This is a genomic window from Verminephrobacter aporrectodeae subsp. tuberculatae (assembly GCF_026127385.1).
Classification (GTDB): Bacteria; Pseudomonadota; Gammaproteobacteria; order Burkholderiales; family Burkholderiaceae_C; genus Acidovorax; species Acidovorax aporrectodeae.
Map to the genome: position 1 here is coordinate 209028 of NZ_QZCX01000003.1, position 15469 is coordinate 224496.

Consider the following 15469-nt stretch of genomic DNA (forward strand, 5'->3'; position numbering starts at 1 on the left):
GCGTCCGGGAACCCGTCCGCCCTTATGCCAGCCGCAGGAAACGCGCGATCTCCGGGATGTACGCAGCAAAGCTGCTCAGCGCATGCTCCCCGCCCTCTTGCACGATGTGCCGGGCGCCGGGGTAGCGCCGGACCATTTCGTGCCAGTCGAGCAACTCGTCGCCCTTGGCAACGATGAGCAGTTCGGGCGCTGCGGCTGGCAGGCCCCGGGTGTCGAGCGCCTGGAGTTCGCCGATGTATTCGGGCAGGAAGTAAATCCGCTCGCCCGGGTTCTGCCAGGTGCCGTGCTCGCCGATGTAACGCTCAAGGCTGCGGGCCGGGTCCACGGCAGGGTTCAGCAGCACGCTGGGGCAGCCCATGCGCTGCGCCACCCAACTCGCGTAGAAGCCTCCGAGCGACGATCCGAGCACCGCCATGCTGGCCCGGGGCCAGCCGGCGATTCCCTGGGCCACCGCCTGCATGGCGGCGCGCGGCGAGGGCGGCAGTTGCGGGCACCAGAAGCTGACGGCCGGGTGCTGCTGCGCCACGTGCGCGGCCATCTGGCGCGCCTTGACCGACGCGGGCGAAGAGCGAAAACCGTGCAGGTACAGCAGATGCGTCGTTCTCATCATGTGCTTCTCTTACTGGGCAGCACCCGGCGGCGGCAGCAGACCCCGCACCCGCCCGTGCAGTTGCAGCACCTGGTCGAGGTTGTCGTATTCCATGCCGTCGGCGGTAAAGCGGTCCTGGTCCCGGGTGAGCGTGACGGGTCGGTTCGAGCGCAGGCGCCCGGTGCGCGTGAATGCGTGCAGGAACTCGCTGCGCAATTCCAGTCGCGGCTGCGCGGACACCCCGGGCCGTGCAGGCAGGGGCTCGCGCGTGACGACGGCGTGGCCGAACAATTGCACTTCCGAACCGTCGGCGTTCGTCAGCGCACGGTCCGCCGTGGCCACGGTGACGCGGCCTTCGGGGTCGATCGAGCGCATGCGCACCCTGTCGATCTCGATCCTGTCGGTGTCCGGGTAATGCCGTGCCTCCTCGCCTTGCATCTCGTTCTGCAGGCGGCCCACGGCGTCAAAGCTTTTCATGGAAAAGGACTTCATGGAGTAGTCCGGCTGGTGTTCCCACTGCCGCTCCTCGGCGAGTTGCAGCGGCTGGGGCGCGTTGCGCACCAGCCACCAACTGCCCAGCGCCAGCAGGCCCATCAGCGCGACGGGCAGGTAGAGCGTGAGCTGCTCCCAGCCCTGGCGGATCACCCGCAGCCCGTCGGTCCACCGGGCACGCGCCTGGTTCATGCGCCGTAGTCCGCGAGCAGCGCCGCATAGTGGCCCGTGGCCGTGAGCAGCAGGTCGCACAATTCGCGCGCGGCGCCGGCGCCGCCACACGCCCGGGTCACGTAATGGGCCACCTGGCGCACCTCGACCTGCGCGTTCGCCGGTGCGCAGGCCAGGGCGCTGCGGCGCAGCAGCGGCAGGTCGAGCCAGTCGTCGCCCATGGCCGCAGCCTGCGACCAGTCCAGACCCAACGTGCCCAGGATCTGCTCCGCAGCCGGGCGTTTGTTCTCGCTGCCGAAGACGGCGTGCTCCACGCCCAGCGCCGCCAGGCGCGCGCGCAGGGGCGCGCAGTCGCGCCCCGTGATCACCGCGGGCGTAATCCCCGCCCGCTGGAGCAGCCGGATCCCCTGCCCGTCCAGGGAATGGAAGCGCTTGAGGGTCTCACCCGATTCGCTGAAGTACAGGCCCCCGTCGGTCAGGACGCCGTCCACGTCGAAAAATGCCACCCGCACGCCCTGGGCGCGCAGCAGCAGTTCCGGGTCGATGCGCAGCGCGGGCACCAGAGCGGGCAGTGCGCGGGAGGGGTTTTCCGGCGCGGCCATCAGATCACCTTGGCGCGCATGAGGTCGCCGATATGCACCACCCCGGTCAGCACATCGTCAGAGTCCACCACCAGCACGCTGGTGATGGCATGGGTTTCCATCATCCGGGCGGCGTCCACGGCCAGCGCGTCGGGCGCAATGCGGCGCGGGGCAGCGTGCATGACCTGCGCCGCCGTGGTGGCGCGCAGTTCGGCGCCGGACTCGATGCGGCGGCGCAAATCCCCGTCGGTGAAGATGCCCAGCACCCGGCCCGCCGCGTCCACGATGGCCGAGGCACCCAGGCCCTTGGCGCTCATCTCGCGCATGAGCTCGCCAAAGGATGCGTCGGGCGCGACGCGCGGGACCTGCGCTGCGCTGCGCATGACGTCGCGCACGTGCGTGAGCAGTCTGCGCCCGAGTGCGCCGCCGGGGTGCGAACGGGCAAAGTCTTCGGGGCGAAAGCCGCGTGCGTCGAGCAGCGCCACCGCCAGCGCGTCGCCCATGGCCAGCTGCGCGGTGGTGCTCGCCGTGGGCGCGAGGTTCAGCGGGCAGGCCTCCCGCTCCACGCCGCAATCGAGCAGCAGATCGGCGTGGCGCGCCAGCGTGGACTGCAAACCGCCCGTCATGGCGATCAGTGAGGCACCCAGGCGCTTGAGCAGCGGCAAGATGATGGTGAGCTCGGCGCTTTCGCCGCTGTTCGAAATCGCCAGCACGAGGTCGTCGCCAGTGACCATGCCCAGGTCGCCATGGCTCGCCTCGGCGGGGTGGACGAAGAACGCGGGGGTTCCGGTGGACGCCAGAGTGGCGGCGATCTTGCGCCCCACGTGGCCGCTCTTGCCCACCCCCATGACCACCATGCGCCCCCGGGTCTGGAGCACCAACTGCACGGCCCGGGCGAATGCTGCGTCCACCCGGCGCGCGAGCCCGGTCAGGGCCGCGGCTTCGATTTCAAAGGTCGCGCGGGCCAGGCGCAGGGCCTGTTCGGCGTCGAAGGGGCGCGGCGCGGCGGAGGCTGGAGTCATTCCGGGATTCTATCGACCGGGTGCGCCGGAGCGCGGCGTTTGCGCGCCAGTCAGGCGCCGAACGGCCCAGCAGGCCAAGGCTCGGATAGCATCCGGGCCATGTCTTCTCTCGCCCTGACCCTGCTCTACCTGCTGGCCGCGGTGCTGGGCGTGGTGGTTTTCCGCAGCCTCAAGCTGCCCCCCATGCTGGGCTACCTGACTGCGGGCGTGCTGATCGGACCGCACGCACTGGCGCTGGCGCAAAACTCCGAAGGGATGCGGCACCTGGGTGAGTTCGGCGTGGTGTTCCTGATGTTCGCCATCGGGCTCGAGTTCAGCCTGCCCAAGCTGCGCGCGATGCGCAAGCAGGTGTTCGGCCTGGGGCTGCTGCAGGTGCTGCTGACCATGGCCCTGGTGGCTGCGGCGGCGCTGCTGCTCGCGCGCTGGGTCGGCGGCGTCTGGAACATGGGCTGGCAGAGCGCGCTCGCGCTGTCGGGCGCGACGGCGATGAGCAGCACGGCCATCGTGGTCAAGCTCCTGGCCGAGCGGGGCGAGCTGGAGAGCACGCACGGCCGGCGGATCATGGGCATCTTGCTGTTCCAGGACCTGGCCGTGGTGCCGCTGCTGGTGCTCATCCCGGCGCTCGGTTCGGAACCCGAACTGCTCCTGCCCTCGCTGGGCTGGGCGCTGCTCAAGGCCGCCTTGCTCGTGGGCCTGCTGCTCATCGGGGGGCAGCGGCTGATGCACTGGTGGCTCATGCTGGTCGCGCGCCGCAAGAGCGACGAGCTGTTCATGCTGAACCTGCTGCTGATCACGCTCGGCCTGGCCTGGCTGACCGAGCTCGCGGGGCTGAGCTTGGCGCTGGGCGCCTTCATCGCCGGCGTGCTGATCTCCGAGACCGAGTACCGCCACCAGGTGGAAACCGACATCCGTCCGTTCCATGACGTGCTGCTGGGGCTGTTCTTCATCACCATCGGCATGCTGCTCGACTGGCACATCCTGATCGAACGCTGGGCCCTGGTGCTGCTGCTGTTCACGGCCCCCCTGCTGCTCAAGCTGGGGATCATCTTGCTGCTCGCGCGCAGCATGGGCGCCACCACCGGGGTGGCACTGCGCACCGGGCTCTATCTGGCGCAGGCGGGCGAGTTCGGCTTCGTGCTGCTCTCGCTGACCCGCAGCCACGGCCTGGTGCAGCCCGCGCTGATGAACCCCATCCTGGCGGCCATGGTGCTGTCGATGCTGGTGACGCCGCTGCTCATCATGTACAGCAACCACATCGTGATGAAGTTGGTGGCCAGCGACTGGCTGCAACAGTCGCTGCAAATGACCTCGATCGCGCGCAAGGCCATCAACACCAGCGGGCACGTGATCATCTGCGGCTATGGCCGCTGCGGGCAAAATCTGGCGCGCATGCTCGAGCACGAGGACATTCCGTATATGGCGCTCGACCTGGACCCGGATCGCGTGCACCAGGCCACGGCGGCAGGCGACAGCGTGGTGTACGGCGACGCCACGCGCCTGCAAGCGCTCATGGCCGCGGGTCTGGTTCGGGCCCGCGCCGTGGTGGTCACCTACATCGACGTGCAGGCCACCCTGAAGGTGCTGGCCAACGCCCGCTCCCACGCCCCCCAGGTGCCGGTGGTGGTACGCACGCAGGACGACCTGCACCTGGACAAGTTGCAGGCGGCGGGTGCCACCGAGGTCGTTCCCGAGGCCATCGAAGGATCGCTGATGCTCGCCAGCCACGCGCTGGCGCTGGTGGGCGTGCCCATGCGGCGCGTGCTGCGGCTCGTTCAGGAGCAGCGCGATGCGCGCTACAAGCTGCTGCGCGGCTACTTCCACGGCGCGGACGACGACACCGTGAACGAACGCGATCAGGAGCGCCTGTCGACCATCAGTCTGCCCGCGGGCTCCGCCGCGCTGGGCCAGAGCCTGGGCCAATTCGCCCTGTCCGCCATCGGCGTGCGCGTGGTGAACCTGCGCCGCGGCAACGGCCACATGAGCGCCACCGTGGACAGCGCGCTGCTCGCCGAGGGCGACACCCTGGTGCTCTCGGGCCACCCTGCGGCGCTGACGCTGGCGCAGGACCGGCTGCTGCGCGGCTAGGAAACAGGCCCTGCACGCAGGGCCGATCCGGGTTCAGCCCAGTTCGCCGTACTGGGTATTGCTCAGGTTCAGGTCGGAATCCCGGGCATCGTGCAACGTGTCTTCGAAACCGTTGAGAGACCGGGACTGCTTCGGGCGCCCGGCAATGAGCACACTCGGGGAGGGCAGGACACACGGCGCGACCGATGGCGCCGCGGCCGGTGGATCCGGCAGGGCGGGCTCCGCAGCGCGCGCGACCGCGGCTGCCACCCCGACAGGGGGCTGCCCGGCCGCCGGCAAGGGCGCTTCGGCACCCTGAGGAGGCGGGTCCTTCAGCAGGGGCCCCACGGGCTCGCGGTCATCGATGCGCCAGTAGACCGCTGTCACCAGGATGTCGCTGCGGGTCTTGGCGGTCTGGGCGATCAGCGCCGCGATCTCGTTCTGGCAGATGGACTCACCGCCGTATCCGCGCGCCAGATCGATCATCACCAGAAACTGGCGATGCGATGGGTCGATCGACAGAACCTTGAATTTGTAACCGGCAGCCAGCACCCAGGCACGCCGCATCACCTCGCGCACCACGGCGTACAGCGCTTCGCGGCGCTGCATGCGTTCGGCCCTGTCCACTGGCGCCTGTGCCTGCGGCAGCGGTTTGTCCGGCGCGGGTTCCGAAGGGACGTTGGCAGATAACGCAGCAGGCGATCCGGCCGCAGGTCGGGGCTCATCGACAGAGGCGGATTGGCGGTTGAACCAGTTGGGAAAAAGCATGGTTTGTCCTCTTCGTTTCTTTCGGGCGACGCATGGGAATTTATTTGCACATATCAATTGAAGTTCCAAAATATTATCAATTACAACAATTGAAGCTCAAATACCAAATAAGCTGTTGTATTGAGCAACAGACTGCAGATGATTATACAGAATGTCCATATTCCCCAATCCGCAAAATCGAGGCCAGCACGCAGCTGTTGCTGAGCACCCTGCTACCGGCTTGGGCGGGGGTTTCACACGCGCAGGTTCCGCAAGCACCTGCGTGCCGATGCACCCTGCGCGCCGGCGCGCTGGCCCTGCGGCCCGGTTCAGTTCCCGTACCGGGCGTTGCGCGGACCCGGGTCGGATGCACCCGATAGCCGATGGCGCCACGGCAGAAACAAGCTTTATCCAAGATTATCCCGTGTTGTTATCACTCCCCATCGGTCAGCAGAGCCTCCCATGGCCGGGAGGGCGGCCCGGGCAAGCTGCACAAAATACAGGGACCGGGATGGCGCCACGCATGCCGGCGCGGATTTATTTTCTGATTACGATTTACTGATCCAGCGGGTTCCCGAAGGTTTTCGCGCTGCGCGCAATCGGAGCACACGGACAATACCGAATACCTGCTGCACCGGCGCGTCCAATCAGACAGAAGGCGCCGCCAACTCCCCAGCCGGCCCCAAGCAAGGCGCTGCGCACCCTGGACGCCCAAGCCGCTGCCCTGCGCGGCCCCGCCGCGTGCCAGGTTCGGCACCCGCCGTGGCCGCAGCGCGCGCTTTGGCGCAGGACAGCGTCGGACGGCACCGGCAGATCCTGACGGCGCTCTCGCAGGGCCAGCGCCAGCGGTGATAATCCGGCGATGCAGGTTCTCTTTACCAAGATGCAGGGCGCAGGCAACGATTTCGTGGTGCTCGACGAAACCCGGGGGTGCCTGGGGCTGTCCGCGGCCCAGTACCGCTTTCTCGCGGACCGCCATTTCGGCGTGGGGGCCGACCAGATCCTCAGCGTGCGGCCCTCGCCCGCCCCGGGAATCGACTTCGAATACCTGATCCACAACGCCGACGGCGGCGAGGTCGAGCAATGCGGCAACGGCGCGCGCTGCTTTGCGCGCTTCGTGCGCGACAAGGGCCTCACGCACAAGGACAGCCTGCGGGTGCAGACGCGCGGCGGCGTGATCGCCCCCCGGCTGACGCCCGATGGCCGCGTCACGGTCGACATGGGGTGCCCGCGCTTCGATCCCGCCGACCTGCCCTTTGACACGTCGGACCTGCAAGCCATGCCCCGGGGCGCAGCGCAGCAGTGGCCGCTGGCGCTCGGGGCCGCGGCGTCTGGCACCAGCGTCTGGATCGCCATCGTCGCCATGGGCAACCCGCATGCCGTGCAGTGGGTGGACGACGTGGACAGCGCGCCCGTGCAGCAGACGGGCCCGCTGATCGCAAACCATGCGCGCTTTGCGCAGCGCGTGAACGCGGGCTTCATGCAGATCGTGGACCGGGGCCATGCGCGGCTGCGCGTCTTCGAGCGCGGCGTGGGCGAGACCCTGGCCTGCGGCACGGGCGCCTGCGCGGCCGCCGCGGCGGGAATCCGCCTGGGGCTGCTCGATCCCGAGGTGCACGTGGACATGCGCGGCGGGCGCCTCAGCATTTCCTGGAGCGGCGCCGCCGCCGACTCCGTTTTCATGACCGGCCCCGCCGCCACGGTGTTCGAAGGCCGGATCGAACTTCCCCCCAACCCATGACCACACCCATCGCATCGATCTCCGAAGAACACATCGTCCAGTTTCTGACCAGCACGCCGGGCTTCTTCGAGCGCCATGCCGAGGTTCTGGCCAGCGTGCAGCTCGTCAGCGTGCACGGTGCGCGCGCCGTGAGCCTGCAGGAACGCCAGGCCGAGATGCTGCGCGAGAAAATCCGGGGGCTGGAGCAACGCATCATGGAGATGCTGCGCAACGGCAGCGAAAACGCCACCATCGCGCACAAGGTGCATCAGTGGAGCGGCGCGCTGCTGCAGGTCAAAGATCCGTTCGATCTGCCGCAGACCATGGTGCACGGCCTGCGCACCCTGTTGGACGTGCCCCAGGCCGCAGTGCGCGTATGGAACGTGGCCGCCCCCTACGCCGACGCACCCTTCACGCGGGACGCAAGCGAGGACGTGCGCACGTTCACCTCGTCGCTCACGCTGCCGTTCTGCGGCCCCAACCTGGGCTTCGAACCCGCGGGCTGGCTGACGCAGGAGGCGGACAGGCCCGCGCAGTCGCTGGCCCTGCTGCCGCTGCGTGCATGCGCCATGGACGTTCCCTCGCCCGCCTTCGGCCTGCTCGTGCTGGGTGCGCAAGACCCGCAGCGCTTCGACGCCACCATGGGCACCGACTTCCTCGCGCGCATGGCGGAACTGGCCAGCGCGGCGCTGCTGCGCTTGATGTGAAACACCCCCGAGCCCCCTGCGACGCGTCCCCATCGAGGAGGCGCTCCCTGCGGCCTGGCAAGGCCCGTTCCGCGCTGTCCCCGTCCGATGCGCCCGCACCCGACCCCCAGGTGCAGTGCTATCTGGAATATGTGCGCGTGCAAAAGCGCCTGGCCGCGCGCACCCTCGCGCTCTACCAGTTGGACCTGGAAAAACTCGCGCAGTTTGCCGCGCGTCTGAACCTGCCCCTGCTGCAATTGGAAAACGCGCATATTCGCCACTTCATGCGGCAAATGCACAGCGGTGGGCGCAGCGGGCGGGGGATCGCGCTCATCCTCTCGGGCTGGCGCAGTTTCTTCACCTGGGCCGCGCAGCAGGGACTGATCGCGTACAACCCCGCGCAAAACGTGCGCGCACCCAAGGCGTCCAAGCCCCTGCCAAAGTCGCTGAGCGTGGACGAAGCCGTGTACTTCGCCGAGTTTGCCAACCCCGGCGCCGACCCCTGGATCGAAGCGCGCGACGCGGCCATGGTCGAACTGCTGTATGGCTGCGGCCTGCGCGTGGGCGAATTGGCCGGGCTCGACACCGTGGCCAGCGCCGACGCCGAACGCCAGGGGCGCGGCTGGGTGGACCTGCAGGCGGGCGAAGCGCATGTCCTGGGCAAAGGCAGCAGGCGCCGCAGCGTTCCCGTGGGCCGCGCGGCCAGCGCCGCATTGCGCGCCTGGCTTGCGCTGCGCGCCACGCCGTTTGGCGCAGCGGCGCAGTGCGAGCCCGCGCTGTTCGTCGGCCGGCGCGGCGCGCGGCTCACGGCGCAGTCGATCTGGCTGCGCCTGCGCCTGCGCGGCCAGCAGGCCGGGATCGCCACCCCGCTGCACCCGCACATGCTGCGCCATGCGTTTGCCAGCCACCTGGTGCAAAGCGGCGGCGACCTGCGCGCCGTGCAGGAACTGCTGGGCCACGCGAGCGTCACCACCACGCAGGTCTACACGCGGCTGGACTTCCAGCATCTGGCCGCGGTGTACGACGTGGCCCACCCGCGGGCGCACAAGAAGCCACCGGCGAATTGAAAACCATATGCACGCCGCACAACGCCCGGGCCGGGCAAACGCTCGGCCTGCCCATCCAGCCCGGCGTGCCCGGGCAGGGCTTGCGCGCCGGGGCTGCGCCGCAGCGGAGAACCCGCTTTTGCCGCCCGACCGGATTGCCCAGTGGGCGCCTTCAGAATCGGTCGTGAGGCACGTGACATCAGGGTGTGGCATCAATTGACCGGCTTGCACAACTGGTTCGATTCCCCGCCAGGCCGGTATCTGCTGGCCTGGGAACAGGCGCGCTTCGACGAGGCGGTGGCCGACGTCTTTGGCTATCACAGCCTGCAGCTTGGCATGCCGCTGCTCGATGGCTTGCGCGCGAACCGCATGCCGCATCGCTGGCTCGCACTCGGACAGGATGCGCTAGCGGACGACAGCGGTTTGGTGCAGACGGGGGCGCCGGGCAGCCGCACGCTCGCCCTGCTCGCCGAGCCCGTGGCCCTGCCCTTTGCCAAGGCCAGCCTGGACCTGATCGTCCTGCCGCATACCCTGGAGTTGAGCATCGACCCGCACGCCGCCTTGCGCGAGGTCGAGCGGGTCCTGGTGCCCGAAGGGCGCGTGGTCATCAGCGGCCTGAATCCCGCCAGCCTGTGGGGCCTGCGCCAGCGGCGCGCGCACCTGTACCAGCGCCTGGGCAAGGGCACGCAGTATCTGCCGGGTGTGGACGAGTTCATCGCCTACCGGCGCCTGCGCGACTGGCTGCGGCTTTTGAGCTTCGAGGTCGAATCCACCCGTTTTGGCTGCTATCGTCCAGCAGTGCGCAGCGCCCAATGGCTGGAGCGCTTTGGCTGGATGGACCGCCTGGGCGAGAAATGGTGGCCCATTTTGGGGGCCGCGTACTTTCTGGTTGCGGTCAAGCGGGTGTACGGCATGCGCCTGCTGGAGTCGGCATGGCGCAGCAAGCGCCAGCGCTCCGCTGCCACCGTCCCCATCGCCCACCGCACGGCCAATACGCCGGCAGTCAAACGCCGCCACGAGGCCGCCGCGAAACCGCCGTCCCCCCGCGCATGACCGTTTCTACCCACCACAGCACAGGAACATAGTTTGGATCAGGTACAGATATACACGGACGGCTCCTGCAAGGGCAACCCGGGCCCTGGAGGCTGGGGCGTGTTGCTGCGCTCGGGCGCCACCGAGAAGGAGTTCTTTGGCGGAACGCTGGGCACGACGAACAACCGCATGGAGCTGATGGCGGTGATCGAGGCGCTATCGGCCCTGAAGCGCCCCTGCGCCGTCACGCTGTATTTGGACAGCGAATACGTGCGCAAGGGAATCACCGAATGGATTCACGGCTGGAAGTCCAATGGCTGGCGCACCGCGTCCAGACAACCGGTGAAGAACGTCGAGCTTTGGCAGCGCCTGGACGCCCTGGTGAGCAGCGGCGGCCACCGCATCACGTGGCGCTGGGTGAAAGGGCACTCGGGCGACCCGGGAAACGAGCGCGCCGATGTCCTGGCGAACCGGGGCGTTGAGCAGGCGCTGGGACGAGGCTGAGGGTTCCACAGCCTCAGGCATCGGACGCACGCCGCGTCTCGCGCGCCGCCGGCTCAGTGTTCGCGCCCCGCGCGGTGCTTCTGATATGCCAACCCCATGCTTGCGGGCAGTGTCCGGACAGGAGCGGATCGTGCCGAAGCTCTGCGCCCCGGCCAAGGTGCGAAAAGCAACCGGAGATTTTTTGCTTGACCTTGGGCATCCGGATGGCCCGCTCGGCCAAGTTGTTCGCGAAAGGCAGCGACAGGTCACGCGCAAAGCGCAACAACACCTCTTGCGCAGGATCGCGCCGGCGCCGCAGCAAATGGAACGCATCCGACTGCTTGGCCCGTGCGCGTTGGCCCTGCTCCTTGACGCGCTACGGGGTCAGCTCGCGCAGCAGATGTGCATTGCACAACGCATGCACGCATTGGATCAGCCAGTATGGCGCCCAGCAGTCATGCACCGGCACGCCGGCGCAGTCCTTCAAAACACCGAACGCATTGACTGCCTCGATGCCCCCCGCTTGGGATGTACGCCATACCAAGTGTGCTTCGGGGTGACACTGGTGTGCAGCCACTGCAACTTGGCCTGTACCCGATTCATCGACATGAACCACCGGCGATTGGCTCACCTGCTGCGGGCTTGGACCGAGGGGCTGAGCAGCGCGTCGGCCTCGCGCGCCCAGCCATGCAGCGTGCCCGGTGAGATCTTGGACAGCCGCGATTCCAACTCTTGGACCCGGGTGACCAACTGTCCGATCATTCTCCTCGTGACTCAGCGTTGAAGTGTCAGCATGGAGCGAGTACCACTGATTCGTGTTCGAGAGGCTGAACCAGTCACTTTTTTTGCCTGATCACGAGCTATGGCGTCACGTAACTACTCAGAGCGTGTGAATTTTTCAATTTCAGCGATGAAAGCGACGTAATCCAAGCGCCCTTGGCCTACGAGAGGATCCAAAGTTCGTCTCTTGGGGCGAATTCGCTCTGATGCAAGGCCTCTTGGTGCCCCATGATCGCCTGTGCAGCTCGTTTTGTGGTGGCGCTGGCCGCGAAAAATGAGGAGCAATATTTTTGCGCCAACATACTTTCACAGGAGCTCAGCCAAGCCTTTCAGGGCGCTCCGGTCCAGCCCCGCTTTGGTTGATCGGCTGGGCCGTGGGACCGGGGGCTGAGTAGTTACGGCGTCACGAGCTTTGGAGCACCAATGGCTTTTATCTCCGTACCCAGTAATTCCATACTTGGCCCGGTGGGCTTCACCGCAAACCAATACGGTGGTGGCCTTTTTCGCCTCGTCACGCGAAGCTCCACGAAAACAGTTCACCCCGTCATTGCTGGCACATTCTTGGTCTACGCCATTGAAACTGAGGGAAACCCATTCCTGTCCTGCCAGCTGCTCCATTTTTTTGAATTGCGCATTGATTCGAATGACTCGGTCAATCAGGTCACTTCCGGGAAAATCGGCAACCAAAATTCCTACGTTTTTGGGATTGTTCTTTGCCAGCCATGTCGCCGTCAGTTCATTCGTGCCAGCAAAGAAGATCGAACATATCCATCCGGCCACCCAGGTGCATGAACCACGCGGAAAATCAGGCCACTTGTTCCGATTAATTCCAGTCGAGGTTTCGGTTTCCTTGGTCAGGAGATGATCGGCGCTTGTATTGGCATAAATGCGACCGCCGGCAACAAAATATGGAAACGACCCTCCGGATCCACTCAGATAGCCGATACTCGGCTTCGCAAACACTGTTTGAGAATTCGTGGTCACCAAATGCTTTTTGATTTTTTCCCATTTATCGTAAAGATCCCAGTTCCAATACAGGTGGTAAGAATCCTCAATGTTGGCAGTCTCGGTATCATACGGCAGACCGTACTTGAATTCCCCGAAATCGGAAAAAATGATGATTTTTGCTCTGACAGAGCTCAGTGTTGGATTTGACCCCCCCAATTTGCCATCCCAAAACAAGTTTTCGTCATATTTTTGAACATATCCGAGCATGGTTTCTTTGAAATTGCGAGTGTTTCCAGATGCAGAATTGACGGATGTATTGTTTTCGCCGTCCTCCTCGTTTCTGATCCGAGCCATGATGACTTCTGATGGATTATTTTTCAGAAATTCCTTGATTTGCGACAATACGCCATCCATATCGGCGCCCAAATCGCTTTTTCCGTGATACAGCTGAAACTTGTCATTTCGGTGCTTCACGCGTATATCAAAAAATCTGATGCCTGCTTTCATCTGTTCCGTGAGCGGCATTGTTTGCGTGCGCACCGCATCTTGAACAACCGCGCCTGAAAACGCACCAATTATACACAATACCATGGAATATCCGAAAGTAACGGGAGCCAATGCTACGCCCACCGCACACCCTACGGGCGCGCCGATAATGGTCGATGTAAAGGCTATGGAACCCCCAGTACTTGCAGCAGAATCATGTGTTCCAACCAACGAAAGGCTGTTGATGCGAGTGTCGCCATCAATGGCCTTCATGAAAGAGGAATTATCCGTGGAAGCCGTGACGCTCGTAGAAAACGCACCGGTATGGTTCCAAGCATCTGTCTGATATTCTGCATGCACCTTTGATCCAAAAATGGCGAGCCCAGTCGCCATCGCCAAAAGGAATTTGTTATTTCTCTGATTCATGATGATAAAGATGGTTTGTTGAAAATGTTTGACGAACCGTTTTTAATGAAGAATGGGAGTGGTTTTTTGAGGTAAACTCCTTTTGAATACCATGCACACTCCCGAAGCCCTCCTCACCTGGAGGACCTCTTTTCGGGGGAGTTGTGCATAACGAGATATGGCGCAGCCCCATGCTGCGCGCGGTGCCCACGTTCCACCAGGACACGGAAATGCTGCTTGAGCGGGTTGCGCTTGCCGTCAGTCAGCCGGATCGCATCGCCCATGGTGATGCGCCCATGCTCCTGCGCGAATTCGACGATCCGTAGCGAAAGTTCGGGCCGTGCGGTGAGTCCGATCTTCTCGCGCAGCAACAGCTCGACCTCCCGGTCCGACAACTTGCTGCCTTCGATGCGGGTGGACGAACCGATGCGCTCCTGGGTGCCGAGCGCGCGCCAAGCACCCTTGAACGCATTGATGCTGGCGATGAGCTGGAGGACTTCCGGGGAGGTCCGGATGGCGTGGGTGGCGATCATTGCGCCAATTATTACATAAAATTACAATCAATACTGCGCGACACCCGTGAAGGTCGCCTGCCTGAGGTCCTGAAGCGCAAGAACTTGGCACGGTGGCAGCTGAGTGAGAGGCTGCCCGACGTCGCTCCGTGCAAGGTGGTGCGGGAGAGGGAAGAAGGGCTGATCGACGCGGACCTGGGTGGCCCATCTCTACAAGAAGCGCGTGGCGCACGCTGGCGGCGGCAAGCGCGGCGGCTACCGCACCGGCCCGGATCGGCAACCAGTCCGTGTTCCTGCATGGGTTCCCGAAGAGCACCACGGCGAACGATCACGCAGGGCGGGAAGGCAGGCGCTGCAATACACGGGTCGGGTGTTCCTGGACCTGTCCGCCGCAGCGCGGGTCAAGGCATTGCAGGCGGGCGCTCTGCTGGAGGTGCATTGCGGCGAGCAAGATCATTGAATCGCTGCGCGGCGACTGGGCCGCGCTACACGAGGCCGGCGCAATCGGCAAGGGGACGGTGCGCGGGTTCGACGCTATCTGCCCGCCGCCGGTGCGCGAATTCAGCGCCACGGACATCAAGCGGCTGCGCGAAGCACTCGGCTTCAGCCAACCGGTGTTCGCGCACCACCTGCACACGTCGGCATCGACCGTGCGCAAGTGGGAGCCAGGCGAACCGCGGCCAGCAGGGCCGGCCCACTCAAACTGCTCAACGCCATTGCGGACAAGGGCCTGCAGGCCATCGCTTGCGGACGGTGTCCGGGCAGGAGCGCATCGTGCACACGCTTTGCGCCCCGGCAAAGCGGCGCAAGCTGCCCGGCTTGGGCCTCGGGCATCCGGATCGCCCGCTTCATCAGGTCGCGCGCAAAGCGCAGCACCTCTTGCGCATGATCGCGCAGGCGCCGCAGCGCTTGCCCCCTCCTCCAGCATGGCGCGCTAGCGTTTTATCCAGCGCAGCAGCTGGCGTGGCGGCACCGCAGTGATTCCCTGCGCGCGTTCGCAGCCTCGATGCTCTGGGCCAAGAAGGTCAGCGCGCACAGCAGGTGCGCATTGCACAGCGCATGCACGCCGCATTGGATGCTGCCCAGCAGCCATGCACCAGCACGCCGGCATAGCCCTGCACAACACCGACCGCACTGACTGACCGCCTCCATGCTGCGATGACCCAAGCATCGGCATGGAGTGCCAGCGGGTTGCCAGGATTGGAAAGCCACCCGTTTCAACGCGCGCGCAACCTGTTTCACGAACTGTAAATAGTCACATATTTACTGCTTGTCCTGGGCTTCTGAATGCTGCATGCAGCACAGAACCCACGCGCATGGACTGCGACATTTCCGTGTGCGGGCCGGTACGGGCCCCTGGCCCGCGGCGCACGAATCGCATGAAATAACTCGTAAATATCAATACGTAAAACTTCATCTTGCGTGCCATAGGTACATCGCAAACTATCAAGAAAATCAAGATTTTTCTGCGGTTTTCACCCTGCCATGGCGCGCAACGCAGCAGTTTTATTTTGTTCTGATACTTATGGAGTAGTGCATCAGCGGACCAGGCTGTTTGGCCACCCCAAGGAGGGTGGGTTAGACCCCCGTCTGCACCATGCTCTGCATGAGGGCAGAACGCTTTCGCGCAGAAGTTCACCGGGGAAGTCAAAAAAAACCACCCACTAAATTGTCAGTATATGTTTAAATTCGCGACGCTTTTGTT

The 15469-nt window shown here is 65.0% G+C and carries 16 protein-coding genes and 2 pseudogenes; 9 read left to right on the forward strand and 9 right to left on the reverse strand.

Annotation, left to right across the window (positions count from 1 at the left end; genetic code table 11):
* Positions 1-22: 22 nt before the first annotated feature.
* Genes D5041_RS15995 through D5041_RS16010 form a run of 4 tightly spaced genes read right to left on the reverse strand, consistent with a single transcriptional unit; the run spans position 23 to position 2855 of the window.
* A complete protein-coding gene (locus D5041_RS15995) occupies positions 23-607 on the reverse strand; it encodes a YqiA/YcfP family alpha/beta fold hydrolase (RefSeq protein ID WP_265280712.1) in 585 nt (194 codons plus the stop codon).
* 12 nt (positions 608-619) lie between these two features.
* Positions 620-1273 (reverse strand): LPS export ABC transporter periplasmic protein LptC, encoded by a 654-nt coding sequence (gene lptC, locus D5041_RS16000; RefSeq protein ID WP_265256727.1) that lies wholly within the window; start codon positions 1271-1273, stop codon positions 620-622.
* Positions 1270-1854, reverse strand: coding sequence for a KdsC family phosphatase (locus D5041_RS16005; protein WP_010101567.1), 585 nt, complete (start codon positions 1852-1854; stop codon positions 1270-1272). Before D5041_RS16005 ends, lptC begins: the two co-directional genes overlap by 4 nt.
* Positions 1854-2855, reverse strand: coding sequence for a KpsF/GutQ family sugar-phosphate isomerase (locus D5041_RS16010; protein ID WP_010101569.1), 1002 nt, complete (start codon positions 2853-2855; stop codon positions 1854-1856). The genes D5041_RS16005 and D5041_RS16010 overlap by 1 nt, the downstream gene beginning before the upstream one ends.
* A gap of 99 nt (positions 2856-2954) precedes the next feature.
* Between D5041_RS16010 and D5041_RS16015 the strand changes: the two genes are divergently transcribed.
* The gene (locus D5041_RS16015; protein ID WP_265256728.1) at positions 2955-4940 is read left to right on the forward strand and encodes a monovalent cation:proton antiporter family protein; all 1986 of its coding nucleotides are present in this window, start codon (positions 2955-2957) and stop codon (positions 4938-4940) included.
* 33 nt (positions 4941-4973) lie between these two features.
* Here D5041_RS16015 and D5041_RS16020 read toward each other — a convergent pair whose 3' ends face one another.
* Positions 4974-5687 (reverse strand): hypothetical protein, encoded by a 714-nt coding sequence (locus tag D5041_RS16020; protein ID WP_265256729.1) that lies wholly within the window; start codon positions 5685-5687, stop codon positions 4974-4976.
* A gap of 841 nt (positions 5688-6528) precedes the next feature.
* Between D5041_RS16020 and dapF the strand changes: the two genes are divergently transcribed.
* From dapF to rnhA, 5 genes are all read left to right on the forward strand, one after another.
* Complete coding sequence (dapF, locus tag D5041_RS16025; protein WP_265285202.1) at positions 6529-7407, forward strand: diaminopimelate epimerase; 879 nt, start codon at positions 6529-6531, stop codon at positions 7405-7407.
* Positions 7404-8093 (forward strand): DUF484 family protein, encoded by a 690-nt coding sequence (locus D5041_RS16030; protein WP_265285203.1) that lies wholly within the window; start codon positions 7404-7406, stop codon positions 8091-8093. The genes dapF and D5041_RS16030 overlap by 4 nt, the downstream gene beginning before the upstream one ends.
* A 74-nt stretch (positions 8094-8167) precedes the next feature.
* Complete coding sequence (locus tag D5041_RS16035) at positions 8168-9139, forward strand: tyrosine recombinase XerC (protein WP_265285747.1); 972 nt, start codon at positions 8168-8170, stop codon at positions 9137-9139.
* Positions 9140-9343: 204 nt separating this feature from the next.
* Positions 9344-10171, forward strand: coding sequence for a class I SAM-dependent methyltransferase (locus D5041_RS16040; protein WP_050809544.1), 828 nt, complete (start codon positions 9344-9346; stop codon positions 10169-10171).
* A gap of 33 nt (positions 10172-10204) precedes the next feature.
* Positions 10205-10654, forward strand: coding sequence for a ribonuclease HI (gene rnhA, locus D5041_RS16045; protein ID WP_010107739.1), 450 nt, complete (start codon positions 10205-10207; stop codon positions 10652-10654).
* 13 nt (positions 10655-10667) lie between these two features.
* Here the strand turns inward: rnhA and D5041_RS16050 are convergent, their stop codons facing one another.
* The 4 genes from D5041_RS16050 to D5041_RS16065 all read right to left on the reverse strand — a co-directional run bounded on the left by D5041_RS16050 (position 10668) and on the right by D5041_RS16065 (position 13785).
* The gene (locus tag D5041_RS16050) at positions 10668-10922 is read right to left on the reverse strand and encodes an IS66 family transposase (RefSeq protein WP_265285748.1); all 255 of its coding nucleotides are present in this window, start codon (positions 10920-10922) and stop codon (positions 10668-10670) included.
* 338 nt (positions 10923-11260) lie between these two features.
* Positions 11261-11395, reverse strand: a complete 135-nt coding sequence (locus tag D5041_RS16055) for a hypothetical protein (RefSeq protein ID WP_010107742.1) — start codon at positions 11393-11395, stop codon at positions 11261-11263.
* Between the two features lie 324 nt (positions 11396-11719).
* Positions 11720-13273, reverse strand: a complete 1554-nt coding sequence (locus D5041_RS16060) for a phosphatidylinositol-specific phospholipase C (RefSeq protein ID WP_265256733.1) — start codon at positions 13271-13273, stop codon at positions 11720-11722.
* A gap of 113 nt (positions 13274-13386) precedes the next feature.
* Positions 13387-13785: a hypothetical protein gene (locus tag D5041_RS16065; RefSeq protein WP_265285204.1), complete on the reverse strand. Its 399-nt coding sequence runs from the start codon at positions 13783-13785 to the stop codon at positions 13387-13389.
* Here D5041_RS16065 and D5041_RS22250 point away from each other — a divergent pair.
* The 3 genes and pseudogenes from D5041_RS22250 to relB form a co-directional block, all read left to right on the forward strand.
* Positions 13771-13914 (forward strand): annotated as a pseudogene (locus D5041_RS22250) (hypothetical protein); the annotation flags it as partial. The gene D5041_RS16065 and the pseudogene D5041_RS22250 overlap by 15 nt on opposite strands.
* Before the next feature lie 49 nt (positions 13915-13963).
* Positions 13964-14224, forward strand: a complete 261-nt coding sequence (locus tag D5041_RS16070) for a type II toxin-antitoxin system RelE/ParE family toxin (protein ID WP_456119853.1) — start codon at positions 13964-13966, stop codon at positions 14222-14224.
* Positions 14202-14506: pseudogene (gene relB, locus D5041_RS16075) on the forward strand (type II toxin-antitoxin system RelB family anti-toxin transcriptional regulator); the annotation flags it as partial. The gene D5041_RS16070 and the pseudogene relB, both read left to right, overlap by 23 nt.
* Between the last annotated feature and the right edge of the window lie 963 nt (positions 14507-15469).